This is a genomic window from Leeuwenhoekiella sp. NPDC079379, from assembly GCF_044542075.1.
Classification (GTDB): domain Bacteria; phylum Bacteroidota; class Bacteroidia; order Flavobacteriales; family Flavobacteriaceae; genus Leeuwenhoekiella.
The window spans coordinates 96733-123482 of the sequence record NZ_JBITTU010000003.1 but is presented as its reverse complement, the minus strand read 5'-3'; the positions used below and the strand labels follow the sequence as shown (position 1 = coordinate 123482).

Below are 26750 nucleotides of genomic sequence, written 5' to 3'. Positions count from 1 at the left end.
CCATTTTGAGTTATAACAATTACTTTTGCCTAAACATTTTTTCTTATGAAAAGAACCCTTTTAAAACCGCTTACATTCATTTTTTTTGGCGGATTATTCATTACAAATACATACGCTCAAAGTGGCAAATCTAATATTATTCAAGATAGTAGAATACCTGAATTACTGTCACTTAAATCAAAAATGACTAATAACGATGAGTTAGTTGACCGATATAAAATTCAGCTTTATTACGGCACTGTAACAGGCGCAAATAGCGTTCACAGTAAATATAAGTCTCGCTATGATGAATGGGAGCCCAAAATTGTTTACGAAAGTCCCAATTACAAGGTTTGGGTTGGTAATTTTAGAAATCGATTAGAAGCTGATCGTGCATTATTACAGGTACAAAAATTATTTCCTAACGCTTTTGTTATGAAACCGGAGCGTTAATAAACTAACGCTTATGTAAAATTTAAAAAGCCCCTGAAGAATATTTCTTCAGGGGCTTTTTAATTTATTTGTTAAACCGAATTACTTAAGTTTCTTCTTAACAGCTACCTGGTGATACGATTCAATAATATCTCCTTCTCGTATATCATTGTAGTTCTTAACCTGCATACCACAATCATATCCTTTAGCAACTTCACGTACATCGTCTTTGAAACGCTTTAGTGATGCTAATTCACCGGTATAGACCACTACACCATCACGAATTAATCGAATACCATTATTACGGAAGATCTTACCGGAAGTTACCATACAACCTGCGATAGTACCTATTTTAGAAATCTTAAATGTCTCTCTAATTTCAGCATTACCTGTAATCTCTTCTTTCATTACTGGAGAAAGCATACCTTCCATCGCATCTTTCAGATCGTTGATAGCATCGTATATTATAGAATATGTACGGATATCAATTTCTTCTTTATCTGCAACTTGACGTGCATTACCAGCTGGCCTAACATTAAATCCAATTATAATTGCATCTGATGCAGAAGCTAACAGTACATCACTTTCGGTAATAGCACCAACTCCTTTGTGGATAATATTTACGACAATCTCTTCAGTAGATAGCTTTGCAAAACTATCAGTCAACGCTTCTACAGAACCATCAACATCTCCTTTAAGAATAATATTTAATTCTTTAAAGTCTCCTAAAGCAATACGTCTTCCTATTTCATCAAGTGTAATATGTTTCTGAGTTCGCACAGATTGCTCTCTTTGCAATTGAGTACGCTTAGAAGCTATATCTTTCGCTTCACGCTCATCTTCCATCACATTAAACTTGTCACCCGCTTGTGGCGCACCATCTAAACCTAATATAGATACAGGAGTTGACGGCCCAGCCTCTTTAACTTCTTTACCTCGCTCATCCTGCATAGCTTTTATCTTACCGCTATGAGTTCCTGCAAGTACATAATCTCCAATTCTTAATGTCCCACCTTCTACTAGAATGGTAGAAACGTAACCACGTCCTTTATCTAAGAAAGCTTCAACCACAGTACCATTTGCACGTTTATCTGGGTTTGCTTTAAGCTCAAGAATCTCAGCTTCTAATAAAACTTTCTCCAAAAGCTCTGCTACTCCTAAGCCGGTTTTTGCAGATATATCGTGTGACTGTATTTTACCACCCCAATCTTCTACAAGTAAATTCATTTGAGCTAATTGCTCTTTAATCTTCTCTGGATTTGAAGTAGGCTTATCAATTTTATTTATCGCAAACACTATAGGAACACCAGCAGCTTGAGCGTGAGATATAGCTTCTTTTGTTTGAGGCATCACATCATCATCTGCTGCCACTACAATAATTGCAATATCAGTAACCTGAGCACCACGCGCACGCATAGCCGTAAAAGCTTCGTGACCCGGTGTATCTAAGAAAGCGATTTTTTGACCATCTTTTAAAGTAACACCATATGCACCTATATGTTGCGTGATACCACCACTTTCACCTGCAATTACATTCTCTTCTCGAATATAATCCAGAAGTGAAGTTTTACCGTGATCTACGTGACCCATAACAGTTACTATTGGAGCTCTAGATTTTAGATCTTCAGGAGCATCTACCTGTACAGCAACAGATTCTTTAATATCTGCATTGACAAAATCAACCTCATAACCAAATTCATCTGCTACAATAGATAATGTCTCAGCATCTAGACGCTGATTCATAGTTACCATCATCCCTAAAGACATACAAGCAGATATAACTTTAGTAACCTGAACATCCATCATGGTAGCAACTTCACTAACAGTAACAAATTCTGTTACTTTTAGAACCTTGTTTTCCGCTTCTTGTTGAGCTTGCTCGTCTTCGTTCTTTTGACGGTGTTGATCTCTCTTGTCTCTACGGTATTTTGCGCCTTTACCTTTACTGGATTTACCCTGAAGTTTTTCTAGGGTTTCACGTACTTGTTTTTGCACTTCTTCTTCAGTAGGCTCTTCCTTAACAACTGGAGTAGCACCTCTTCTGTTTCCGCCACCAGATGTGTTTCGGGTATTCTTTCCGCGTGTATTAGGGTTAGAACCCCCTGTATTTGTCCCAGCAGCACCCGGAGCTTTACTTATACGTTTACGCTTTCGCTTTTTATCGTCATTAGCAACGGGCTTCTTCTTCTTTTCTGGCTTTTTAAACTGAGATAAATCAATTTTTTGACCGGTAAAGTTAGGACCGTCTAATTTCTTATAATCTGTCTTTAAAACGTCATCCCCAAGCTTAGGCTCTTCTTTCTTAGGTTCTGCCTTTTGATCCTGAGGTTTAGCATCCACTTTAACAGAAGCCTCTTTCTTAACTTCAACAGGAGCAACCTTAGGAGCTTCTTCAGCTTTGAGCTCTGTTTTAGCAACTTCTTCAGCCTTTGGCTTAGGTGTTTCATCAACAGGCTTAATCTCTTCCTTAATTTCAGACGGAGCCTCTTCCTTAGCAACAACCTCTTTATTAGGTTCTGAAACTTCCTCTTTTACAGGAGCAGGCTCTTCAGCCTTAACCGCCTCAGCAGGAGTTTCTTTAGGTTTAACAGGCTTATCAAGGTCTATTTTACCAACTTGCTTTGGCCCTTGAAGATTTGTTTTAGCACGAATAACCTCAGACTGAATTTCGCGAGTCTGGCGTTTTTCTTCGATTTCTTCTTCACGAGCTATACGCAACGCCTCCTTCTCTTTTTGCTTCTCTTGAGCTACCTCTTTTGACGCTACTTTTTTATTGGCATCTGTCTGAAATTGATCAGAAAGAACCTCGTAGATTTCGGCAGAGATTTTTGTGGTAGGACGTGCTTCAATTTCGTGACCTTTTTCCTTTAGGAAATCTACTGCACGATCAAGTGAAATATTAAGTTCACGTAATACCTTATTTAACCTCATGTTTCTTACTTCTGCCATAAAATGCTATAATTCGCTATAAAATTAACCTAAAAAACCTGTACACTCCTAGTTATTGTTCAAACTCTTCACGAAGAATACGCATTACATCCAACACGGTTTCTTCTTCAAGGTCTGTTCTGCGTACAAGATCTTCTACGTCTTGTTCTAAAATACTTTTTGCGGTATCTAAACCTATTTTTGAAAACTCAGCTATTACCCAAGCTTCAACTTCATCAGAAAATTCAGAAAGCTCAACATCCTCTTCCACTCCTTCTCTGTACACATCAATCTCATAACCCGTTAGCTGACCAGCTAAACGTATATTATGACCACCTCTACCTATTGCTTTAGAAACCTCCTCAGGCTTAAGCATAACCTCTGCCGTTTTATTCTCTTCATTAATTTTAATTGAAGTGATTTTAGCAGGGCTCAATGCTCGCGTAATAAAAAGCTGTAGGTTAGACGTGTAATTAATTACATCTATATTCTCATTACCTAACTCACGAACTATACCATGTATTCGTGATCCTTTCATCCCAACACAAGCACCTACAGGATCTATACGATCATCATAAGAGTCTACAGCCACTTTTGCTTTCTCACCAGGAATACGCACTACTTTTTTAACAGTTATTAAACCATCAAAAACCTCTGGAATTTCTGATTCAAATAATTTCTCCAAAAATAATGGAGATGTACGAGACATTATAATAGAAGGCTTATTGCCTTTTAATTCTACACTCTCTATAATACCTCTTACACTTTCACCCTTACGGAAAAAATCTGATGGTATTTGCTTTTCTTTAGGCATTATAATCTCATTACCTTCATCATCAAGTAATATGATTGCACGATGTCTAATGTGGTGCACTTCTGCATTATAAAGCTCTCCCTCAAGATCTTTAAATTGCTTGTAAATATTTGTATTGTCGTGCTCGTGAATCTTACTGATTAAGTTTTGACGTAAAGCCAAAATAGACCTACGACCCAAGTCAATTAATTTAACTTCTTGTGATACATCTTCACCTACCTCAAAATCCGGTTCAATTTTACGGGCTTCAGTTAAACTAATTTCAGAATTCTCATCCTCAACCTCACCATCTGCAACAACAACACGGTTACGCCAAATCTCTAAATCCCCTTTATCAGGATTAATAATTATATCAAAATTATCATCGCTTCCAAAACGCTTTTTTAACGTACTTCTAAAAACCTCTTCGAGTATTGCCATAAGCATTACTCTATCTATAAGTTTATCATCTTTAAACTCTGAAAACGATTCGATTAACGCAATATTTTCCATGCTATGTACTTAAAATTTTATCTTAACTTTTGCTTGCTCAATGGCGTCAAAAGAGATTATTTCTTCTTTATCTACCGTAACTTTACCCTTACCTACTTCTTTAGGAACGCGTTCTTTCCAGGATAATGTGATAGTATTTTCTTCAACCTTAGTAAGTAATCCGGTGATTTTTGAACCGTCTTGAAGTTTAACATCTAGATCTCTACCCACATTCTTTTTATACTGCCTTTTATTAATTAGCGGCTCTGTAGCTCCAGAAGACATTACCTCAAGAGAAAAATCTTCTTCCTCTCTATCAAGATTGTGCTCTACCTTACGGCTAACATTAATACAATCTTGAACTGTAACACCCTCATCACCGTCAATTACAACAGTAATCTCATTATTTCCTTTAAAACTAAGGTCTACTAAAAATAGTGACCCATACTCTTCAAACGCCTCTACTAAAAGAGCTTTTACTTTTTCCTTCAACATGATCCTATAAAAAGAGGGGACTTTAAGTGTCCCCTCGATTAATTTTTTCTTAATTAACGCTGCAAATATAGTAATAATTTTGAAGTTTAAAAAACCCAATGCTATCGCATTAGTCAGGTATTAACTAAAAATCAATTTAATAGCCAAAACTTACTATAAAGAACATCTAGACATTAAATCTATCTTGTTACATTTTAAAATAGTTAATACTATTCTAAATAACATTTCATTAAAACTTTAGATTGAAAAACAGAACTAAATTCAACTAAAATCTAAAATAATCTTTATGAAAGCAACCACGCAAGAGATCTTAGTTAATCTATTTCAGATTATAGATCACAGATGCTCAGACAACCTTAGCTCAGCACAATCAGAAAGCATTCAAAAAGCTATTCTGAAAAAATTTTTCAAGGCATCTGAAGTCGTTATTGAACATAAAGACAATTTAACCACAATACGCTTGAAATCTATTTTGTCTGATTCTCCAGAAACACAAGCTTCAATAGAGATTGAATCAACACAACTAAAATCGTTTTTATGCGATTGTATTAAAAAAGATACACAGGGAATCACCTTTTACTCAAACATGCTATACTACCTAGCCACTAAGGAGCAAGCATAAACAAATTGAAACTTTATGAATAAAAAAATCCGAATCAAAAGATTCGGATTTTTTTGTTGGCCTACTAGGGCTCGAACCTAGACTCTTCTGGACCAAAACCAGACGTGTTGCCAGTTACACCATAGGCCATTGACCTTCTCTTTTAAAAAAGAAAACACTCACCTGACTTGCGAATGCGGCTGCAAATTTAAAACAAACTTTTAGATCAGCAAATATTTTTTTTAGAAAACTTTCAAAACAAAAAATATTTTTATTCCTGACGTCGTTTTAAGTAAAACAGAATTCATTACCGTATTAATTCTTAAATTCGCTGCTTGCTAAATTTGCCTTATGACAAACTTCAATTTCCCGAAGTACAATAAAATAGTTGGTTGGTGTGCATTTGCCATTGCATTAATCACTTACAGTTTAACTGTAGAACCCACAGCCAGTTTCTGGGATGCAGGTGAGTATATATCAACTTCCTCTAAATTAGAAATTGGTCACCCACCAGGAGCTCCGCTATATCAAATGTTAGGTGCATTTTTCTCAATCTTTGCTCCAGATGCAACTTATGTTGCTCTCTGTGTGAATTTTATGTCCTGTTTAGCATCTGCATTTACCATCTTATTTATGTGCTGGTCCCTGTCTTTACTATTACGTAAACTTTTAAAACGTAATAAAGAGATTCTTACCAGCACAGATCAAATGGCAATTTTAGCGGCCTCTTTTATAGGATCAACTGCATTTGCTTTTACAGATAGTTTTTGGTTTAACGCTGTAGAAGCAGAAGTATACGCGATGGCTATGTTTATGCTATCAGTTTTATTTTATGTTGCTCTGTTATGGGAGCGCGATATGTTTAAACCAAGAGGCAACAGATGGCTTATGCTTATCTGTTTTATTGTAGGACTTTCCTTTGGTGTTCATTTTATGGCACTATTAACAATTCCTGCGATTGGCTTTTTATATTTCTTTAAAAACTATAAAACCATTACGATCAAGAATTTTATAGTAGCTAATGTAATTGTGGTTGCTGTCTTGATGTTTATTTTCAAATTCCTATTACCTTATACGTTAAGCTTTTTTGGCTACGCGGAAGTATTTTTTGTAAATAGCTTCGGACTTCCATTTAATAGCGGAACTATTATAGCAGGCATTGCATTTATCGCTATTTTCTATTTCTTATTGAAGTTTACCCGTAAGAAGTCATATTATCAATTAAACACGCTTATTCTATCTATTTTATTTATTTTCATTGGGTTTTCGAGTTGGCTGATGCTTCCTATACGTGCAAACGCAGGAACTACCATAAATGAAAATAACCCAAACAACGCACGAGAACTTCTGGCATACTACAACAGAGAACAGTATCCCGAAACGCATTTATTCTACGGTCCTCAATTCACCGAAATTTTTGGAGGTTTAGATGCTCAAAACCCATACGTTGACGGTAAACCTAACTATGAAAAAGATGAAAAAAGCGGAAAGTATATCATAGTTAATGAATGGAAAAATGCAGTTCAAAACTCTGAAGACCGTCATAAAGTTTTTCTACCACGTATGTGGAGTACAGACCATATGGCAAACTATATGCAGTTCACAGGACCACTGCAGTTTCAGGTGAAGGCCGAATATGCAGATAATCAAGAATTACAACAAGCAGTCGCACAATTTAAGTCTGATTATGCTCAAGGTCGTATTGACAATGAAGGCTTTCAGTCTTTCTTAATGCGCATACGACAATATATAGATGTAGATCCTCCGTTTTTTTCAGATAATCTTGCGTATATGTTTGATTTTCAATTTGGATATATGTACTGGCGTTATTTTATGTGGAATTTCACAGGACGCCAGGATGATATTCAAGGAAATTATGACGATATACACGGTAACTGGCTAAGCGGTATTCCATTTGTTGATGAAGCTCGCCTGGGTCCTCAAGACAATTTGCCTAGTGATGTTTTAGATAATAAAGGTAGAAATATGTATTTCTTCTTACCGCTAATTTTAGGATTGCTTGGTTTAGTTTTTCAGGCAAGTAAAGACAAAAAAAGTTTTTGGGTACTTCTAGTTCTGTTCTTATTTACGGGAATTGCGCTTAAAATTTATCTAAATGAGCGCGCTTTTGAACCTAGAGAACGAGATTATGCACTGGTAGGGTCATTTTATGTATTTGCTATGTGGATAGGTTTTGGGGTATATGCACTCTATGATATGCTTAAAGATAAACTTAGCGCAAAATTTGTTCTACCTATTGTTACTGTAGTATGTCTATTAGCAGCTCCTGTAATTTTAGCAGCTCAAAACTGGGATGACCACGACCGCTCTAACCGAAAAACTGCGTTAGCAATGGCAAAAATGTATTTAGACAGTTGCGATGAAAATGCCATTTTATTCACAATAGGAGATAATGACACATTTGCTTTGTGGTATGCTCAGGAGATTGAAGGTTATAGAAGAGATGTGCGTATTGTAAATACGAGTCTTTTTCAAACCTCTTGGTATATCGATGATATGAAGCGTAAAGCTTATGAAAGCGACCCTATACCTTCTCAACTTACACACGACAAATATGTTGCCGGAAACAGAGATGCAATCTGGTATAATGAATTAAAACCGAATGACACTTTAGATATTAAAACCTGGATGAACTGGATTGCCAGTGATGACCCCAGAACGATGGAAGAACTACAAAGCGGGACAATGGTTCACACATACCCGACTAAACTTGTGAGCATACCTGTTGACAAAAACACTGTTTTAAAAAATGGCATTGTAGCACAAAAAGATGCAGATTTAATTGTTTCGAATATTGTTGTTAATATAAAAGAAGACGTTCTTTATAAGAATCGCCTTCTCATGCTAGACGTCGTGGCAAACAATAATTGGGAACGTCCTATTTATTTTACAGGCGGCAGCTTTGGGGATGATGATTATCTATGGATGAAAGATTTTCTTCAGCTTGATGGTGTTTGTTATAAACTCGTACCTATACGCACACCAATAGACCCACAATCTCCTTATGATATGGGCCGTATAGATTCAGATAAATTCTATGATATTGCTATGAACTGGTATTGGGGAAATAGCGGCGATCCTGATGTTTATCACGATACCGAAACCCGTCGTAATGGTATAACCTATCGAGGAAATCTTGCCCGTTTAACCGAAACCTTAATTAATGAGCAAGAATTTAGCAAAGCCAAAAATATCCTAGACTTGGCTATGGAAAAAATGCCAGTAGATACGTTTGAGTATTATACACTACTAGAACCTTATATTAGTGGTTATTATCAAGTAGGAGAGCAGGAAGAGGCACGTGAATTGTGGAATTCGGTTGCGAAGAAGTATCAGGAAAAACTGAATTATTGGAGTACTGTAAATCTCAACAAACAGTATAAATATGCACAGGATATCATTACAGATATTGAACGCTACAGAAGTCTGGTTGATCTTTTAATACGTAATCAAGATCAAGACATTTTGCCTGAGAAAGCAAAAGAGTTCAACTCGTATCTACGCAAGTTTAGTCAGTTTTATGGTGAAGACGAGACAGCGCCTGAGACCGCTCAACCCACAGAAAACTTAAGAGATACTTCTATTGCAATCCCAAAAGATACAATGCGATAATGTTTGTAGAATTTAACTTACCGGTAAAGACGCCTAAATTAGTTAAGCGTCTTTACAGTAAGTATATATGGGATAAAATAATTACCAATAACACTGAAAGAATTATTTACCTCACTTTTGATGATGGCCCCATACCAGAAGTTACTCCATGGGTAATAGACACTCTCAAAGAGTATAACGCTAAGGCCACTTTTTTCTGTATAGGTGAAAATGTTTTTAAGAATCCTACCACTTTTAAATACTTAAAAAATAGTGGAAATAGTATTGGCAACCACACTTATAATCATCTCAACGGCTGGAACACAGAAACAACCACCTATATTTCTAATTTCTTAAAAGCGGAGGCTTTAATGCAATCTAAGCTTTCATCAATTCAAAAAATCTTTAGACCTCCCTATGGAAAAATAAAGAAAAGTCAAGCAAAAGAAATATTGACAAGAGGCTATGATGTTATTATGTATGATGTCTTAGCACGCGATTGGGACCATTCAATCAACGAACAGAAGTGTTTAGAAAATGTTTTGAGAAATACCGAAAATGGTAGTATAATCGTTTTTCACGATAGCCTTAAAGCAGAAAGAAATATGAGATATGCACTTCCCAAAGTACTAAAGCATTTTTCTGAATTGGGATATAAGTTTAAAGGTCTTTAGATAAACTTTTGAACAATTGAAATTAAAGAGTTAGCATCAAGCTCCCCGCTTTGACGCCATTTCATCTCCCCCTTCTTATAGATAACTAAAGTAGGAAGTCCTTTAATACGCAGGGCTTCAGCGAGCTCTGGGTTTTTATCTACATCTATTTTTACAACTTTAACTTTATCACCTAGTGCTGCAGCAACATCACGCAAAATTGCGTGCATTGTTGTTGATTGCTCATTCCATTCTGTATAAAAATCAAGTAATACCGGAATTTGCAAATCAATGAGTGCTCCAAATTTTGACATAGTTCACGCTCTTTTAGAGTGTTAAATATAAGGTTAAATGACTTAACGACTCTATTTTAAGAAAATATTATAAAAATAGAAACTCGTTTATTAATTAGCCAATAAATTATAACTCGTGACTAAAAATTGATTGGTACCTGACCCCGTGTTTCTTTCGACAAAAATTTCAATAAAATCTAAAGGATTTACTGTTACAGTACCTAAAATAGAAAGTCCCTGGCGACCATTTGTATCGATTATATCATAAACCACTTCAGTACCCGGCACAAGAACTCCATTTTTATGAATTGAAAAAGTAACACGCATTCCCGCAATTGCTGTAAAAGAGATAGATCCAAAAACATTAAGCGCCCTTGTTTTTTTACCTTGATAAACAAGTTTGTTTGAACCATCAATAGATGTTCTAAACAGCCTAGTTGCCAATGTATTTACAGGCAGCTTAACTCTATTTCCATTATTTAATACTACCACGCCAGATGAATCAAAATATATATTTCCCGTAGCTTCATTATCTGATTCTGCTGGTATACCAGGACAATTTATCGTCCAATCATTAGTGAAACTATACCCTACATAAGATCCTGTTGTGTATTTATTAATGTAAGTAGTGGATGTACCTGTAAATACAGTCCCTAAGATTACACCACTTCCTGATAAAACGGGATTAGCACTTACATCTACAGCTACAGCAGACCCGTTAACCGTACTAAAACCGCTAACCTTTTCTATTAAGCCAAAATTACCCGTAAATTTTTCATATGTGCCTAAATTTGTACCCAACCAAGCTTGATTGTTTAATAATAGATTACCAATGTTAGAATAGGACACACCATTTTTATTACCTACGAATTGCACGATATTTGAAAACAATAATCCAATGCCTGAGACAGAACCTACACTTGTAGTCATACCATTAATAATGGTATTTTGTATTAATAAAGATTCTGAAGATGCTATCCCAGGACCGGTGATTTCAAAAGCTTTAGCGCCTATGAGTGTTACGTTACGAATACTACCACCAGTAGCTCCCTTAAATATAACCCCGCCAGGAAAATTTAAAACATCTTCACCCGCATCTAAGCCAGATATATAAGCTCCATTTAAATTTATTGAAGCAGTTAAATTTATTACGCCATTTATCTCATAATAAACATTCTCGTCTAGCGTGATTGAACCCGCAGAAACTGCCGGAAAATCCGCTTGACTTTTTACCAGAACATAGTTATCTCTTTTACTAGTATCCTGAACCTTTGACCAAGTAAAAGACTTATAATAATAAAAAGATGATTCATCTGTATCGTAAACTAAAAGACCGTTTGCGGGATTACTAATCGCAAGTCTATTTAGCGTTGTCATTCTAGGAGTTAAAAAACCTTTTGTATCTGAGTTGATTTCAAGCAAGGCTGAAGGGCTGGGAGTCGTTGTACCTATACCTACTTGAGCATAAGTAGTAAAACTTAAGAAAAGCAACGAGACCTGAAATATATTTTTAATAGACATGATATTCATATGTTAGATCTGGTCTAATATATGTATTTCACATAAATAAATACAACTTTTATCTATATTTATAGATAATTAAGTTTTAAAAAGGTAAGAAATAGATTACTTATTACTTTCTTTTTAATTCAATAACAGTAACTTCTGGCCAAATTCCTACTCTACCTGGATAACCTAAATATCCAAATCCACGATTAACATTAAGAATCCTACTGTCTTCCTTATAAATACCTGCCCAGTTTTCGTAACGATATTGAACGGGACTCCATCTTAAAAAACCAGGTATTTCTATTCCAAATTGCATCCCGTGTGTGTGACCACTCAATGTTAACTGATAGTTTTTAGGATCTTTTTTGATTCGCTCTGCCCAGTACGACGGGTCATGACTCATTAAAACTTTAAAATCGTCTTTAGACAAATCTTTAGAAGCTTTGTCAATGTCTCCGGCCTGCTTAAAACCTGCACCCCAATTTTCAACCCCCACTAAGGCAATACGCTCACCCCCTCTTTCTAAAAACTTATGCTCATTTAAAAGCAGCTGCCAGCCCATATTAGCTTGGATATTTTTTAAATTTTTTAAATTTTCTTGCTTAGCTGCCTGGGACTCCCAATCTGCATAATCGCCGTAATCGTGATTACCTAAAACCGAATATACCCCATCTTTAGCTTCTAAAGTGGAAAACAATTGAGTCCAATTTGTCATTTCATTTGCAAAATTATTAACTAGATCTCCCGTAAATAAGATAAGGTCACTTTCTTGTTTATTGATTAGATCAATTCCGTAGGCAATTTTAGTTTCATCATCAAAACTTCCGCTGTGTATATCACTAATTTGAGTTATACGATACCCGTCAAAAGCTTTAGGAAGATCGTCAAATTCTAAAGTATAAGAAAGTACCCGATACCTATATTTACCTTTATACATTCCGTAGATCAATGAAGCAAAGGGTATTGCGGCAATGCCTAAAGCTATTGTACTTACAAATTTACGCCGCGAAGGCAATTCAAAAGATTCTGTCTTCCCAAATAAAGATGTTAATACTCCCACAATAATTCGAACAACATCTTCACCAAACATAATAATGAGAAGAATGAGTTTCGGCACAAAAAATACTAGGAACCACCCGAAGATATACATCTCGTGCGTTTCAATTCCTTTAGACCTGTCCATCGTAGATAGGGTATATATTAAAACTCCTAAAACAATTAAAGACACAATTATATAGATCGAATTGAGCAATAAACTCTTAGAAAAAGTTCTAAAAGCCTGAAAAGCATATATATCAATAAGAATATAAAAGACAATAAATAAAAACCAACGCATATTTGAAATTTTGACGCAGCAATATTAATAAAGTAAAGTGTTCAAAATTCTTATTAAATCTTATATTTTTAAGAAATCAAATATAAAAACTTCAATTACTACTCAGTACTAAACAACTCTCATGAAACGTCGCAACTTTATAACCACTACAAGTTTAAATACACTAGCTGTTGGACTCGGCATAAGCAGTTTAGCTCAAGCTAATACAGAAACTAAAAAAAATAAACGATTATCTACTTCTAATATGAATGAAACTGCCGTAGCAATTTGCACTTGGGAATTTACTAAAGCAAACGCAACTGCCGGAGCACTTCTAGATCAAGGATACTCTGCATTAGATGCAGTAATTGCAGGTGTCGCTGTTGAAGAAGAAAATATTAAAAATACAACCGTAGGAAAAGGTGGTTCGCCAGACCGCGAAGGAAATGTGACTTTAGATGCTTGCGTGATGGATCATACTGGCAACTGCGGATCTGTTATGTGTGTTGAAAACATAACCAATGTTGCTGCTCTTGCGCGTAAAGTGATGGAAGATACGCCCCACGTAATTATGGTAGGAAAAGGAGCTGAAGAATTAGCCATCACAAGTGGTTTTAACTCTGAAAAACTTTTAACCGAAGAATCTGAAAGAGCCTGGAAAGAATGGCTTAAAACATCAGACTACAAGCCAATAATCAATATTGAAAACCACGATACTATAGGAATGCTTGGCCTAGATAAAGAAGGAAATATTTCTGGCGCCTGTACTACATCTGGTTTGGCATATAAAATGAAGGGTCGTGTAGGTGATAGCCCAGTAATAGGTAGTGGGTTATTTATAGACAACACCATTGGCGGTGCTGCCGCAACAGGAATGGGAGAAGAAGTTATTAAAACAGTAGGTAGTTTTTTAATTGTTGAGCTTATGCGAAATGGAATGACACCACAGGAAGCTTGTGAAGAAGCAGTACATCGTATTGTGACATCAAACCCTAACCACACGAACTTTCAGGTTGCCTATATTGCTATTAATAAAAAAGGAGAAACAGGTTGCTATTGCATTCACCCAGGGTTCAAAATGATGCATTATAGTAATCGAGAAAACAAACCGGTTATTGCAGGTAGTTTTTTAAAATCTTAGAAATTTGAATAGATTTTTTAATTGTTTTTTTTTTCAGAAAAAAACTTTAGTTTTGTTTCACGCCTTTAGAGGCAGAAAATATTTAAGACTGTTGTAATTGACTTGTAATAATCAATTATGATTTGGGGTGAAAGCCAGCTCTTGTAGCTGGCTTTCTTTATTTTTATAATCTACCTAATAAAAAACTCTAAGTATATAAATATTAAAGGTGGTAAGCCAGGTTTACAAATTGCCGCAATCCTCTCTAATCTTCAAACCGAAGCGTAATTCTAATATCACTTATGGCTAGTTTTCTTTATTTTATAATCACCCGAATTAAAAAATCTCTAAGTATATAAATATTAAGGGTGGTAAGCCAGGTTTACGTGAAGATGAGTCCTCTAATTCACGCTTATCTTAAATACATACAGCTATATTGATAGTCAATCACTGCTTTACCTATTTTGAGAACATCTGCACCTATGATACCACTCACAGGATCTGCGTCGTGATTAATTAATGCTTGATTCACATGAGAAAGATCAAATAACACTATCGATAAATTCTTAGTTGACCAAGTATCTATTTCGATTAAATTATCTTGGGCAATTTGCGTTAACATATCTATAGCTCCCGCACCTGCAGCTTTTACCTCACTGTCTTTGGCATATAATTTAAAACGTTCTAGATCTTCAAAACCTATACATGTATTAGACGCACCTGTATCTAAAATAAAGTCTCCTTTGATACCATTTATAGTAGCCTCAAATTTTAGGTGCCCAGTACCTACAGGCTTAAGTGGTATCCTTGTGTACTTTTTTTTCTTTAAAAACTGCCAAAGTGAAATCATAATCTATGCTAGATGCTCAAACTTAGATTAAATAAAACTTTTTGAATTTTAATTTTATAATAAAGTTTACCAACCCTGAAAGCTAAGTTTTAAATTTACCCCATATGTTTATAGACACCCATACCCATCTGTACAGCGAATCATTTGACGAGGATCGCGATGCTATGATTGCAAGAGCCCAACAGAAATTGATAACTCATTTTATGCTGCCGGCTATAGATTCTACCTATACTTCAAAAATGTGGGATTTAAAAAAGAAATATCCAGACGCTATGCTTGTCATGGCAGGGTTGCACCCTACGCACGTTAAGCCAGAAAGTCTCGATAATGAATTAGATCATGTTGCACAGCAGCTCGCATCGAGAACACATTGCGCGATTGGCGAAATAGGAATAGATCTATATTGGGATCAGTCAACAAAACAAATCCAGCAAGAAGCTTTTGCTAAACAAATACAATGGGCAAAAGAATATGACTTGCCTATCGTAATACATTGCCGAGATGCTTTTGATGAAGTATTTGAGATTTTAAAAAATGAAAATAATGATCGCTTGAGAGGTGTTTTTCATTGTTTTACAGGAACTGAAGAAGATGCCTTACAAGCTATAAACTTTAATCTTAAATTAGGAATAGGTGGTGTAGCCACATTTAAAAATGGGAAAATAGATCAGTTTTTAAAGAAGATTGATTTAAAGCATATTGTATTAGAGACAGACGCTCCTTATCTCGCTCCTACACCCTACCGCGGTAAACGTAATGAAAGTAGTTACCTTATTGAGGTTGCACAGAAACTTTCAGATATTTACAATGTTTCTGTCACAGAAATAGGTGAGATTACAACAAAAAATGCCAAAAATATTTTTAACCTTGACTGATCAATAAAATATTTTGTTCTTTTACGATCAAACTAAAAAATAATTTGTGTCAAAATTTGACTCCATAAGACCTTATGATGATGCTGAAGTACATGAAGCGCTTCAGACCCATTATCGTCATCCCATGTTTCAGGCTTTACTGCAATTCACATTTCCTGACAAATCTCTGCGGGAAATAAAAGAGATCATAAACGAATGTCATTCAATCTTTGACTTTCAGAGTAAGATTATCTATAAATCTGTTCAAAAAATAATGGAAAAGAGCACCGACGGGTTCTCTACTTCAGGATTTGAGAATTTAGATAAGGGCAAAGCATATTTCTATTTATCTAATCATCGCGATATTATTCTAGACACTTCATTTATTAATGTTGCACTCTATGATAATGATTTAGTAATGACTGCATCTGCAATTGGTGACAATCTGGTTCAAAAACCATTTTTAATGGCACTTGCCAGACTCAATCGAAGTTTTCTAGTTCAACGTAGTTTGACGCCTAGAGAAATGCTGCTAAGTTCTAAAAACCTATCTGAGTATGTGGCTCATGTTTTAAATAAACGCAATCAATCTATATGGATGGCCCAACGCGAAGGACGTACTAAGGATGGAAGCGATAAAACACAGCAGGGAGTTCTTAAAATGATAGGGATGGCCCGAGGCGACAAACCAGTGATACCGTTTTTAAAAGATTTAAATATTCGACCCGTAGCTATCTCATATGAGTTTGACCCTACAGATGTCTTAAAAGTACCTGAGCTTATTGCTAAAAGTGAAGATACAGCGTATATAAAAAGTAATAATGAAGACTTCAACAGCATCCTAAGAGGCGCTCTTGGTAATAAAAAAAGAGTACATATCGCAACAGGAAAATTAGATAACTATGTATTTGATGAGATTGATTCACGTGATTTATCTGATAATGATAAATTACAAGAACTGGCTAAGTATATAGACAAAGAGATCTATAGAATTTACAAGTTATGGCCTTCTAATTATATCGCCTACGATCTATATCATAATACTAACACATATAATTATACATATACAGAAAAAGACAAACGTGCATTTGAACGTAGATTAGAGCGCAGGATAGATTCTAATAGCGAGATTGCAAGAGAAAGTTTTCTTTTAATGTATGCAAACCCAGTGATAAATAAACTTAAAAGTATTGAGTAAACTATCTAAAATTTTACTGATTTATACTGGTGGAACAATAGGTATGATCAAAGATTTTGAAACGGGAGCTTTAAAATCGTTTGACTTTAATGATCTTTTAGATAAAGTTCCTGAATTGCGACTAATTGAATGTACCATTGAAACAATTAGTTTTGAGAAGCCCATTGATAGCTCTAATATGAACCCTAAGCTTTGGGGTGACTTATGCTCAATAATAGAAAAACATTACGATAGTTTTGATGGTTTTGTAATATTACATGGTAGTGACACAATGAGCTACACAGCATCTGCATTAAGCTTTATGCTTGAAAACCTCTCAAAACCCGTAATTCTAACAGGATCCCAACTACCTATAGGTGACTTGAGGACAGATGCTAAAGAAAATTTAATAACGGCTATACAAATAGCTGCACTTAAAAAAAGGGGAAGATCTTATATCACTGAAGTTGGTCTATACTTTGAATACAAGTTATATCGTGGCAACCGAAGTTCAAAAATAAGTGCTGAGCATTTTGAAGCATTTAAATCACCCAACTATCCTCCTCTTGTAACATCTGGTGTTCATTTGACTATTGAAGATGAAAAATTGCTTCCATACACCAGAAAAAAGCTGAAAATTCATAAAGATTTAAATACAGATATACTTGTAGTGCATCTTTACCCCGGTATAAACGAAAATCTATTGACAGATACATTTGAAAAATTAACGTATAGTGGGGTCATTTTAATGACTTTTGGAGCCGGAAACGGCACAACAGAAGGTTGGTTTATCGATTTATTGAAAAAAATTATCAATAGAGGAATACCACTTGTAAACATTACTCAATGCAAATGGGGAAGCGTACAAATGGGTAATTATGAGACCAGTACAGAACTTAAAGAACTTGGTGTCATTTCAGGAAAAGACCTTACAATTGAAGCTGCAATCACTAAAATGATGTATCTCAATAGTCAAAATTTGGCTCCAAAGGTCTTTAAGACTATATTTGAAACTTCACTAAGAGGAGAAATGAGTTAATAAGAAATTATTATTATTTTCGATGTTCCTTTTGGGATTTGACATATTTTTTGTTATTTGGCAGCCTGTCACAAAGGCTTCGGCTCAACAAATTAAAGAGAGGTGGCCGAGCGGTCGAAGGCGCACGCCTGGAAAGCGTGTATACGCCAAAAGCGTATCGAGGGTTCGAATCCCTTCCTCTCTGCTATTTTTTAATATTTGAATAATTAATTTTATATCTTTATCCTTTACTAACTAAATTTTTAAGATCAAAAGCAATGAAAAGAGTATTTTCTATTCTAGTAATCACAGCTGTAATCGCTTTAGGCAATCTTACAGTTCAAGCAAATACTGCCTCTTTAATGTCTGTTAACGCAACAGTATTAACTGCAGTTCAAGATGAAGCTCCAGAAGAAACTGCAGCCGCAGACACTGATGAAGAGTCTACATCATTCACTCAAGAGTTAAAGAAACGTTTTATAGAAGGGGGCGCATCATTTATGGGAATCGTACTTCTATGTCTAATTTTAGGTCTTGCTATTGCGATTGAACGTATTATTTACTTGAACCTTGCAAGCACAAACACAGCAAAATTAGCTCAAGACGTAGAAGATGCATTGAACAGCGGTGGTATTGAAGCTGCAAAAGACGTTTGTAGAAATACAAGAGGTCCTGTTGCATCTATTTATTATCAAGGTCTTGATCGCGTTGATGAGGGCGTTGACGCTGCAGAAAAGGCTGTTGTAGCTTACGGTGGTGTACAAATGGGTCTTTTAGAGAAGAATGTATCTTGGGTTTCACTATTTATTGCACTTGCACCAATGCTTGGTTTTATGGGTACAGTAATAGGTATGATTGACGCCTTTGACAAGATTGAAGCTGCTGGTGATATGAACCCATCTCTTGTGGCTGGTGGTATTAAAGTTGCACTTTTAACAACCGTATTTGGTCTTATTGTTGCGATTATTCTTCAAGTTTTTTATAATTATATCATTGCTAAAATTGACAGCATTGTAAACGATATGGAAGATGCTTCAATCACATTGATTGATATGCTTGTGCGTTACAAGAAGTAATAATCCTTTTAAATACATAACTTAATTATGTTACATAAAATTTTAAAAATTGTTGCACTGATCCTATCTATTCTTGGAGCTATATGGCTAGTTAGAATTTTAATTACTGGAGATACAGCTATTATAGATTCACCAGAATTACAGAATTCACTTGTTACTCCCTTTATATATATTGCTTATGCTGCATTTGCAGTAGCACTTGTATTTGTAGTTATTTTTGTCGTGAAAAATATTTTTACTGGAGGCTCATCTCTTAAAGGAACTTTAATAGGGCTTGGTGCATTCTTAGCAGTTGTAGTAATATCATTCCTATTAGCTTCTGGTGAAGAAACACCTTTACGAGATGGTGGTAGTTTATCTGCTAGCGCTTCTAGATGGGTTGAAGCAGGTATATATGCTTTTTACATTTTAGCAGTAGTCGCTATAGGTGCAATGGTATTCTCAGGTGTTAAGAAATTAGCTAAATAAAAAATAAATTATGGCAAAGAGATCAGCTCCAGAAGTGAATGCAGGTTCGATGGCAGATATTGCCTTCTTACTTCTTATTTTCTTTCTGGTTACAACTACAATTGAGACAGACAGCGGTATTAGCCGTAAATTACCTCCAAAATTAGAGGAAAATCAGCCACCTCCACCAGTCATTAAAGAGCGTAACTTGTTTACTGTGGTTGTGAACAGTAACAATGAGCTTTTGGTTGAGGATAAGCTGATGGAACTTAAAGATTTGAGAGCGGCAGCAGTTGAATTTTTAGATAATGGAGCTGAAGATTGTTCTTATTGTCAAGGCGCTAAGTTGGAAAATTCTTCTGTTAATCCTACTAAAGCTATTATATCATTAGTTAATAATAGAGGTACATCTTACAAAAGGTATATAGCTGTTCAAAATGAACTCGTAGGTGCTTATAATCAGTTGAGAGATCGGGAAGCTATGAGTAGATACGGTGAATCTTTTGTTTCGTTAGAATCACGTTATAATGACGCAAGAACTTCTCCAGGAGATAAAGATAAGCTTAAACCAAAAATTGAACTTATTAGAGATTTATATCCTGAAAAGCTCTCAGAGGCAGAACCAAAATAAAACTACTAAAACTTAATAAATATATATTATGTCTAAGTTTAATAAGAAAAAGGGAGGTGAATTACCAGCTATTTCTACGGCATCTTTGCCAGATATAGTTTTTATGTTACTGTTCTTCTTTATGGTTGCCACTGTTATGCGCGATCAAACATTAATGATTAAAAACAATTTGCCAACTGCAAATCAAGTTGAAAAACTTGATAAGAAAGATCTTGTAATGTATATCTATGCTGGTGAACCTATAGAACGCTATCAAGCTACATATGGTACTTCGGCAAAAATTCAATTAAACGATAAAATCGCAAATGTTAATCAGATTCAAGATTTTATTTATCAAGAAAGAGCAAGCAAACGTGAAGAACTAGTAGACTATTTAACTACAGCTCTCAAAGTTGATGGCGATAGTAAAATGGGTCTTATTTCTGATATTAAACAAGAACTTAGGACTGCTAATGCTCTTAAAATTAACTATGTAACCAAGACTGGCGACGCTGTTAAAAATAATTAAGGTGCATTAGATATTTTATTACTTTTAAAAGTTAAAAAACGCCCTGATCTTCAGGGCGTTTTTTAGTTAAGTTTAGTTTCAATATAAATATTTCTTATCTAATTTTGATAATTGCCTAATCTAATATTAAGTAGCTTTTCATGCTTAGACCTTCTGAATCTATTTCTATAATTTTATTCGTATTGGCTTCAATACTATTTACAAAAAGCAATGCACAAGACAGCCTTACTGGCATCATAGATAGTTTACAACTTGATCAAAAATATAGGGAAGATCAATTTTATATTGGAGTTACCTTTAACCTACTAACCAATAAACCACAAGAACTATCTCAAAATGGATTTAGTGGTGGACTACATCTCGGTTATATACGAGATATGCCAATTAATAAACAGCGCAATCTTGCGATAGGTATTGGTGCTGGATTTTCGATGAACACCTACAATCAGAATTTATTTGTTGGAGAGGATCAATCTAATACTACAATTTTCAATGTAATAGATTCAGGCTATGACTACGATAAAAACTGGCTTAGCACTTATCTCATAGAAGCTCCAATTCAGCTACGCTGGCGTACTTCTACAGCGGCAGATTATAAATTTTGGAGAGTATACACGGGATTGCAACTGGGCTACGTTTATGCGTACAAATTTAACTTTGAAGAAACCGGAAACCAAGTTGTACAAACTGATGTTCCTGAATTTGACAGATACAGATTAGGACTTACATTCACATTTGGTTATGACACATTTAATTTCCACTTTTATTATAACTTAAATCCGTTTTTTAAAGATGGAACTCTTATAAACGGACAACCTTTAGAGCTAAATAGCTTTAAATTAGGTCTGATGTTTTATATATTATAAAAATAAAACACTACAAGCTGAGGAAGACCTCCGGCGATTAAACCTACTACTAATTCGTGCATATTGTGGGCTTTCATCTGTAACCTTGATGCCGCTGTTAAACCTATTGCAATTACTAATAGGGAAATAATCTGAAGGTAGTTTGTAGTATAAACCATACTCAAAGCTATAATAAATCCCAGCACGCCACTAACACCTACCATATGCAGACTTGCTTTATATTTAAAAAAACTCAAAAGCAAACAAACAGCTGAAGCTATTAAAATCCCTATAAAAAACATATATAATTCTGGGAACTCATACCCATTTATTATAACGCTAATAATAAGAAACGTTACACCCATCTGGCATAAAAGCGGTACGCGTCGTTCCTTAACATCGCTCAATTCTTTAGAAGAAACAAGATTTATACTTTCTAAAAGAAAGTAAAATAAAATAGGCACTACAAGTGTTAATATACTAATCGCAAATATCTTAGCATACATAAAAGATTCTGGAACAAACTTAGGCGTAATCGTAAAATAAATACACACCCCTAGAAGTGGCATAAATAGCGGATGCATAATATAAGAAAAACTGCGAAGTATAAATTTCATTTAGATTTCCTTGCGTAATCGGGCTACTGGTACATCTAATTGTTCACGATACTTTGCGACCGTTCGCCTTGCAATAGGATAGCCCTTATCTTTTAAAATCTTAGCTAATTTATCGTCGGTTAGAGGACGGCGCTTATCTTCTTCCTGAATCGTAATCTCTAAGATTTTCTTTATTTCGCGAGTAGAAACCTCTTCCCCCTGATCATTAGTCATACTCTCGCTGAAGAATTCTTTGATTAGTTTTGTACCATATGGTGTATCTACATACTTACTATTTGCAACACGAGAAACCGTAGAAACATCCATACCTATCTCATCTGCGATATCTTTTAATATCATAGGACGCAAATTACGCTCATCGCCAGTTAGGAAGAACTCCTCCTGGTAATTCATAATAGAACTCATCGTAACAAAAAGAGTTTGTTGACGCTGCTTAATAGCCTCTATAAACCATTTTGCAGCATCTAACTTTTGCTTAATAAACATCACCGCATCTTTTTGCGATTTGCTCTTTGCTGATGCTTCTTTATAACCTTTAAGCATATTAGTATATTCCCTAGAAACATGCATTTCTGGTGCATTACGACCGTTTAAAGTAAGCTCGAGTTCACCATCCCGTATACGTATCTCAAAATCTGGGATAACATGTTCAACAACTTTAGTATTGCCGGCATAAGAGCCTCCCGGTTTTGGGTTTAAATGTTCTATCTCATCAATAGCAGCTCTAAGTTGATCTTCAGATATATCAAATTTTGAAAGTAGTTTCTGATAATGTTTTTTGCTAAAGTGATCAAAAGCTGTAGACAAAATTGAGATTGCCAAGGCAACAGACTCTGTTTCATCTTTTCGTTTTAACTGAATTAACAAACATTCTTCAACACTACGAGCTCCTACTCCAGATGGATCTAAATTTTGAACTATTTTCAAAATTTTTTCTAAGGTAATCTCGTCTGTATAAATATTTTGAGTAAATGCTAAATCATCTAATAGATCAATTAAATCGCGACGCAAATAACCACTATCATCTATACTACCTATAAGAAATTCAGCAATTTCCATTTGCTCCTGATCTAATCTATAGGTATGCAACTGCCCCATTAGATGTTGCGTAAATGAAGTACCTGAAGCATAGGGCACCTGACGCTCTTCATCATCGCTGCTATAATTATTTGTATTTAACCGGTAACTAGGCACCTCATCGTCAGACAAATAATCATCAACATTGATATCTGTTTCAATCTTTTCAGATTCATAATCTTCATCTGCACTGTTGTCAAATTCTTCATACTCATCTTTAGCTTCTTCCTTTCCACTATCAAGCGCAGGATTTTCTTCGAGTTCTTGCTTTACCCTTTGTTCAAAGGCCTGAGTAGGCAGCTGAATAAGCTTCATTAGCTGTATTTGCTGAGGCGAAAGCTTTTGAGAAAGTTTAAAATTAAGTTGTTGTTTAAGCATATAGATTGACAAAACTGTTCTTACAAAAATAGAAAATTGCTCCTTGTAAAGAGTAAGAATATTTTGTTAAGACTTAACTCAAAAAACCTACACTAAAAAAAAGAAAGCAGTTACGGAGTGAAGATATTATTTTTAATGGCGTGTATAACCAGACCTGTGCGGTTTTTTAAACCTAGTTTATGAAAAACAGATTCTCTATAACCCTCTATCGTTTTTGGACTTAAGAACATTTTTTCTGCAATTTCTTTATAGGTCATCTCAGTGCAGGCATGTTTTATAAACTCTATTTCTCGTTCTTTCAAGACAATCTCTTCTTCTAGTGAATGCTCAGATTTATGTACGAGGCGTTCAACGGTATTGGTGTAGTAAAACCCAAAATTAATCAACTCATTTAATGCTTGTTCTAAAATACTTTTACGAGTGTCTTTAAGCAAATAACCTTTTGCACCAGATCGTATCATTTGCATAACAACATTCTCTTCTTCTTCAATAGAAAGGGCGAGTACTTTAATATCAGGGTAATGTTTTGTGAGGTACTTTGTCGCTTCAATACCACCCATAACAGGCATTTTTACATCCATCAGAACGATATCTGGCTGTAATGCTTCAGAAGATTCTAGATAATTAATTAACTCCCTTCCATTTACAGAAATATTTACAACATCAAAATTTTCAAACTGACGTACTAAGCCTGCTATGGCTTCAGATAAAAGAGTGTGATCGTCTACTAATGCAACTTTATACATAATCTAGTCTAAAGGATAAATTAATTTTAATTGAGTTCCGGCTCCGGGTATAGAACTAATTCTAACCTGAGCTCCTATAAGTTCTGCTCGTTTATCTATATTACTCAACCCTATGCCCTTGTCTGTAAGTTTATCAGAATCAAAACCAACACCATCATCGTGTGCAATAATTTCTAATGCATCTGCCTTAAAATGTACTGTTACATTTAAGTTTGCAGCCTTAGAATGTTTCATGGTATTTGTTATAAATTCTTGTACAATTCTAAAGAGTACAATTTCTGCTTGCGAATCTATAATAACAGAATCTCCCAGCAGCTCATAAGAAGCAGATAAAAACTTAAGACGGTTAAATCTAGCAACTTCCATCTCCAAAGATTTTATTAAAGACTGGCCATTTATAGCTTCAGGATTAATAGATTTTGACAAAGCTCTAAGCTCATTTAAGCCCGTTCCTATCGTTTCAGCTACTTCAAGCATTTCTTCCCCTCCTTCAATGTTTTGTGCCTTTATTTTAGCTAAGGTGAGTAATTGGCCTATATTATCGTGAAGCTCCCAACTAATATTACGCAGTGTTTCTTCTCTAATTTCAATCTGAGTCTCTGCTATTGCTTTTTCAAAACGCTTTTCAGCTTCTATTTGCTCTCGAAGCAGACTGTTTTTACGTTTCATAAACACTGAAAATAATACAAAAACAATTACCGCAAGTAGAAATAGAATCAATAAAACGACAAGAATGACGAGCTGTAACGTTGTTTGATCCATAAGTTTAAAGATTTACTAGTTGTGGGCGCTTAGCACGATAAAAACCATAGGCAAAAATGATATACATAACACAGTACGCCCAAAAACTAGCATTTCTAACTATACCAAAAAAAGTATTAAGGCTATTAGAAGCATCAGTTATTTGAGCCCACCCTACGTACGTCATGATAACAACGGGGAGTTGTATAACACTACTCAATAAAAGTGCTACACTTATATAAATCAATATAGAATCTTGAATTTTACTAAAATCTGTATTATTAATTGTCTCAACCAGAAAAAATAGGATTATAATAATTAAAAAGAAGTCACCTGCTACAGCCGCTAGTACAGGTTTTTCTGAAAAGAAATCACTGCTCAATATAAATGACAGATAAATCAAAATCCAAAACACATACAGAAATATTGTTGCTTTTCTAAATGAAGATTTTTGCAGAAACTTATAATACAACCCATAGTAAACGGTAAAACATATAAGATACCTAATATTATAAAATACAAAATTCATATCTACCAGCTCGGTGATATAAACTAGTGCACTTATCATTTCATTTACAAAATTATACCCTAAGAAAAGTATAAACCATATAACCGGGGTTCCAGAAAATTTTTTCCAGTATAGAAGACCCATTAAAAATGAAAACAGCTCTAAGGCATCCATCGTTATTAACGAAGGATTATTTAAAATATGACCTAATCGTTCAGTAGAAACGTGAATATCCAACAGTTCTTTATTTACTATTGAAAATCTCCTCCCCCTACTGGTGGTGGTGGCGCCTCATGCCCAATATTCTCAGATAGAGACTGTATTGCTTTAACCCCCATTTCTGCATCAAGAGCAGATCCGTCAAGTACAGAACCTACAGTTACTGCCTCATATTTTCCTTTAGCACCTTTTTTTATTGCAAAACTAACCGTGTCTTTTGTGCCATCTGCTAAAACAAACTCTGCTGCCGGGTTAAAAAATACAGTGCCTCTATTAGATTTATCTTTATTCTTAACCTTCTTACCGTATTTACCTAAATACACACGCAGTTGTAATATTTCAATATTAGCAGAATCAGCTTGCTGTTCTATATATGCCATATACTTTTTCATCTCTTTGAATGAAAAACTAACATAACGAGTTGTCTGTTTGTAATTGACATCTTCTTTAGGTATGGTATCTCCTTCTTCGGTGATGTTTTCTGCACGCTCAATTAATGGAACTCGGCTGTTGCCATAATTTTGATATAAAGAATCTGCTGCTGCAATCGGAATAATGTTAGCTGGCGCTTCCAAAATAGGGGATTCCTGATTACTACAATCACAGGGTTTATTCTCACAAGAAGTAACTAAGAAAGCAGCTGTTAACACAACTGCCAAGGAAGTAATTTTTTTCATTGGTTAATAGGTTTTTGTTAGATAGCTGTAAAATAGACATCTTTTAATAATTAAGGAAAATAACCTTTGAAAAAGGGTGTTTTTCCTTGTTAAGATTTCAATCGTTTTTGGACATGAAAAAACCCGATTTCTTCAAATCGGGTTATTATAAATACTTGC

26 protein-coding genes and 2 tRNA genes are annotated in these 26750 nt (G+C 35.0%); 14 read left to right on the top strand and 14 right to left on the bottom strand.

The window, feature by feature from the left end:
• Positions 1 to 45 precede the first annotated feature (45 nt).
• Positions 46 to 432 carry an SPOR domain-containing protein gene (locus ACIGAM_RS06465; protein WP_396510650.1) on the top strand — a complete coding sequence of 129 codons (387 nt, stop codon included), beginning with the start codon at positions 46 to 48 and terminating at the stop codon, positions 430 to 432.
• An 81-nt stretch (positions 433 to 513) separates the two neighbouring features.
• On the opposite strand, the gene infB is transcribed toward ACIGAM_RS06465, so the two are convergent.
• From infB to rimP, 3 genes are read right to left on the bottom strand one after another with little or no spacing between them, the layout of a single operon-like run.
• Entirely contained in the window at positions 514 to 3360 is a 2847-nt protein-coding gene (infB, locus tag ACIGAM_RS06460) for a translation initiation factor IF-2 (protein WP_396510649.1), read from the bottom strand.
• A 52-nt stretch (positions 3361 to 3412) separates the two neighbouring features.
• Positions 3413 to 4645: a transcription termination factor NusA gene (gene nusA, locus ACIGAM_RS06455; protein ID WP_028377431.1), complete on the bottom strand. Its 1233-nt coding sequence runs from the start codon at positions 4643 to 4645 to the stop codon at positions 3413 to 3415.
• A 9-nt stretch (positions 4646 to 4654) separates the two neighbouring features.
• Positions 4655 to 5119 (bottom strand): ribosome assembly cofactor RimP, encoded by a 465-nt coding sequence (rimP, locus tag ACIGAM_RS06450; RefSeq protein ID WP_396510648.1) that lies wholly within the window; start codon positions 5117 to 5119, stop codon positions 4655 to 4657.
• Positions 5120 to 5405: 286 nt separating this feature from the next.
• Here rimP and ACIGAM_RS06445 point away from each other — a divergent pair, with 286 nt between their 5' ends.
• Complete coding sequence (locus ACIGAM_RS06445; protein WP_396510647.1) at positions 5406 to 5741, top strand: hypothetical protein; 336 nt, start codon at positions 5406 to 5408, stop codon at positions 5739 to 5741.
• A gap of 56 nt (positions 5742 to 5797) precedes the next feature.
• On the opposite strand, the gene ACIGAM_RS06440 is transcribed toward ACIGAM_RS06445, so the two are convergent.
• A tRNA-Gln gene (locus ACIGAM_RS06440) sits at positions 5798 to 5870 on the bottom strand.
• Positions 5871 to 6071: 201 nt separating this feature from the next.
• Here ACIGAM_RS06440 and ACIGAM_RS06435 point away from each other — a divergent pair.
• The gene (locus tag ACIGAM_RS06435) at positions 6072 to 9353 is read left to right on the top strand and encodes a DUF2723 domain-containing protein (RefSeq protein ID WP_396510646.1); all 3282 of its coding nucleotides are present in this window, start codon (positions 6072 to 6074) and stop codon (positions 9351 to 9353) included.
• Entirely contained in the window at positions 9353 to 10006 is a 654-nt protein-coding gene (locus tag ACIGAM_RS06430; protein WP_396510645.1) for a polysaccharide deacetylase family protein, read from the top strand. The genes ACIGAM_RS06435 and ACIGAM_RS06430 overlap by 1 nt, the downstream gene beginning before the upstream one ends.
• Here ACIGAM_RS06430 and ACIGAM_RS06425 read toward each other — a convergent pair.
• The 3 genes from ACIGAM_RS06425 to ACIGAM_RS06415 form a co-directional block, all read right to left on the bottom strand.
• On the bottom strand, positions 10003 to 10299 hold the full coding sequence (locus tag ACIGAM_RS06425; protein WP_396510644.1) for a thioredoxin family protein: 297 nt from the start codon (positions 10297 to 10299) through the stop codon (positions 10003 to 10005). The genes ACIGAM_RS06430 and ACIGAM_RS06425 overlap by 4 nt on opposite strands.
• Before the next feature lie 90 nt (positions 10300 to 10389).
• Positions 10390 to 11799 (bottom strand): hypothetical protein, encoded by a 1410-nt coding sequence (locus tag ACIGAM_RS06420; protein WP_396510643.1) that lies wholly within the window; start codon positions 11797 to 11799, stop codon positions 10390 to 10392.
• Between the two features lie 112 nt (positions 11800 to 11911).
• Positions 11912 to 13123, bottom strand: a complete 1212-nt coding sequence (locus ACIGAM_RS06415; RefSeq protein WP_396510642.1) for a metallophosphoesterase — start codon at positions 13121 to 13123, stop codon at positions 11912 to 11914.
• A gap of 121 nt (positions 13124 to 13244) precedes the next feature.
• On the opposite strand from ACIGAM_RS06415, the gene ACIGAM_RS06410 reads away from it, so the two are divergent.
• Positions 13245 to 14243 (top strand): isoaspartyl peptidase/L-asparaginase family protein, encoded by a 999-nt coding sequence (locus ACIGAM_RS06410; RefSeq protein WP_396510640.1) that lies wholly within the window; start codon positions 13245 to 13247, stop codon positions 14241 to 14243.
• Between the two features lie 391 nt (positions 14244 to 14634).
• Here the strand turns inward: ACIGAM_RS06410 and ACIGAM_RS06405 are convergent, their stop codons facing one another.
• Positions 14635 to 15072, bottom strand: coding sequence for a TIGR02281 family clan AA aspartic protease (locus ACIGAM_RS06405; protein WP_396510639.1), 438 nt, complete (start codon positions 15070 to 15072; stop codon positions 14635 to 14637).
• Between the two features lie 104 nt (positions 15073 to 15176).
• Here ACIGAM_RS06405 and ACIGAM_RS06400 point away from each other — a divergent pair, with 104 nt between their 5' ends.
• From ACIGAM_RS06400 to ACIGAM_RS06360, 9 genes are all read left to right on the top strand, one after another.
• On the top strand, positions 15177 to 15947 hold the full coding sequence (locus ACIGAM_RS06400) for a TatD family hydrolase (protein WP_396510638.1): 771 nt from the start codon (positions 15177 to 15179) through the stop codon (positions 15945 to 15947).
• A gap of 46 nt (positions 15948 to 15993) precedes the next feature.
• A complete protein-coding gene (locus tag ACIGAM_RS06395) occupies positions 15994 to 17124 on the top strand; it encodes a 1-acyl-sn-glycerol-3-phosphate acyltransferase (RefSeq protein WP_396510637.1) in 1131 nt (376 codons plus the stop codon).
• On the top strand, positions 17117 to 18142 hold the full coding sequence (locus ACIGAM_RS06390) for an asparaginase (protein WP_396510636.1): 1026 nt from the start codon (positions 17117 to 17119) through the stop codon (positions 18140 to 18142). The genes ACIGAM_RS06395 and ACIGAM_RS06390 overlap by 8 nt, the downstream gene beginning before the upstream one ends.
• A gap of 96 nt (positions 18143 to 18238) precedes the next feature.
• Positions 18239 to 18326: transfer RNA gene (locus ACIGAM_RS06385), tRNA-Ser, on the top strand.
• A 73-nt stretch (positions 18327 to 18399) separates the two neighbouring features.
• A complete protein-coding gene (locus ACIGAM_RS06380) occupies positions 18400 to 19197 on the top strand; it encodes a MotA/TolQ/ExbB proton channel family protein (RefSeq protein WP_396510635.1) in 798 nt (265 codons plus the stop codon).
• 27 nt (positions 19198 to 19224) lie between these two features.
• A complete protein-coding gene (locus ACIGAM_RS06375) occupies positions 19225 to 19665 on the top strand; it encodes a hypothetical protein (RefSeq protein ID WP_396510634.1) in 441 nt (146 codons plus the stop codon).
• Between the two features lie 10 nt (positions 19666 to 19675).
• Positions 19676 to 20275, top strand: coding sequence for an ExbD/TolR family protein (locus ACIGAM_RS06370; protein ID WP_396510633.1), 600 nt, complete (start codon positions 19676 to 19678; stop codon positions 20273 to 20275).
• A gap of 28 nt (positions 20276 to 20303) precedes the next feature.
• Positions 20304 to 20783, top strand: a complete 480-nt coding sequence (locus ACIGAM_RS06365; protein WP_396510632.1) for an ExbD/TolR family protein — start codon at positions 20304 to 20306, stop codon at positions 20781 to 20783.
• Between the two features lie 140 nt (positions 20784 to 20923).
• On the top strand, positions 20924 to 21649 hold the full coding sequence (locus tag ACIGAM_RS06360; protein WP_396510631.1) for a porin family protein: 726 nt from the start codon (positions 20924 to 20926) through the stop codon (positions 21647 to 21649).
• Here ACIGAM_RS06360 and ACIGAM_RS06355 read toward each other — a convergent pair.
• From ACIGAM_RS06355 to ACIGAM_RS06330, 6 genes are all read right to left on the bottom strand, one after another.
• The gene (locus ACIGAM_RS06355) at positions 21637 to 22245 is read right to left on the bottom strand and encodes a hypothetical protein (protein WP_396510630.1); all 609 of its coding nucleotides are present in this window, start codon (positions 22243 to 22245) and stop codon (positions 21637 to 21639) included. The genes ACIGAM_RS06360 and ACIGAM_RS06355 overlap by 13 nt on opposite strands.
• Entirely contained in the window at positions 22246 to 23700 is a 1455-nt protein-coding gene (rpoN, locus tag ACIGAM_RS06350) for an RNA polymerase factor sigma-54 (RefSeq protein ID WP_396510629.1), read from the bottom strand.
• Between the two features lie 110 nt (positions 23701 to 23810).
• Positions 23811 to 24446, bottom strand: a complete 636-nt coding sequence (locus ACIGAM_RS06345) for a response regulator (protein WP_396510628.1) — start codon at positions 24444 to 24446, stop codon at positions 23811 to 23813.
• Positions 24447 to 24449: 3 nt separating this feature from the next.
• On the bottom strand, positions 24450 to 25208 hold the full coding sequence (locus ACIGAM_RS06340) for a sensor histidine kinase (protein WP_396510627.1): 759 nt from the start codon (positions 25206 to 25208) through the stop codon (positions 24450 to 24452).
• Positions 25209 to 25212: 4 nt separating this feature from the next.
• Positions 25213 to 25932, bottom strand: a complete 720-nt coding sequence (locus tag ACIGAM_RS06335) for a hypothetical protein (RefSeq protein ID WP_396510626.1) — start codon at positions 25930 to 25932, stop codon at positions 25213 to 25215.
• A 14-nt stretch (positions 25933 to 25946) separates the two neighbouring features.
• Entirely contained in the window at positions 25947 to 26591 is a 645-nt protein-coding gene (locus ACIGAM_RS06330; RefSeq protein WP_396510625.1) for a hypothetical protein, read from the bottom strand.
• Positions 26592 to 26750 lie beyond the last annotated feature (159 nt).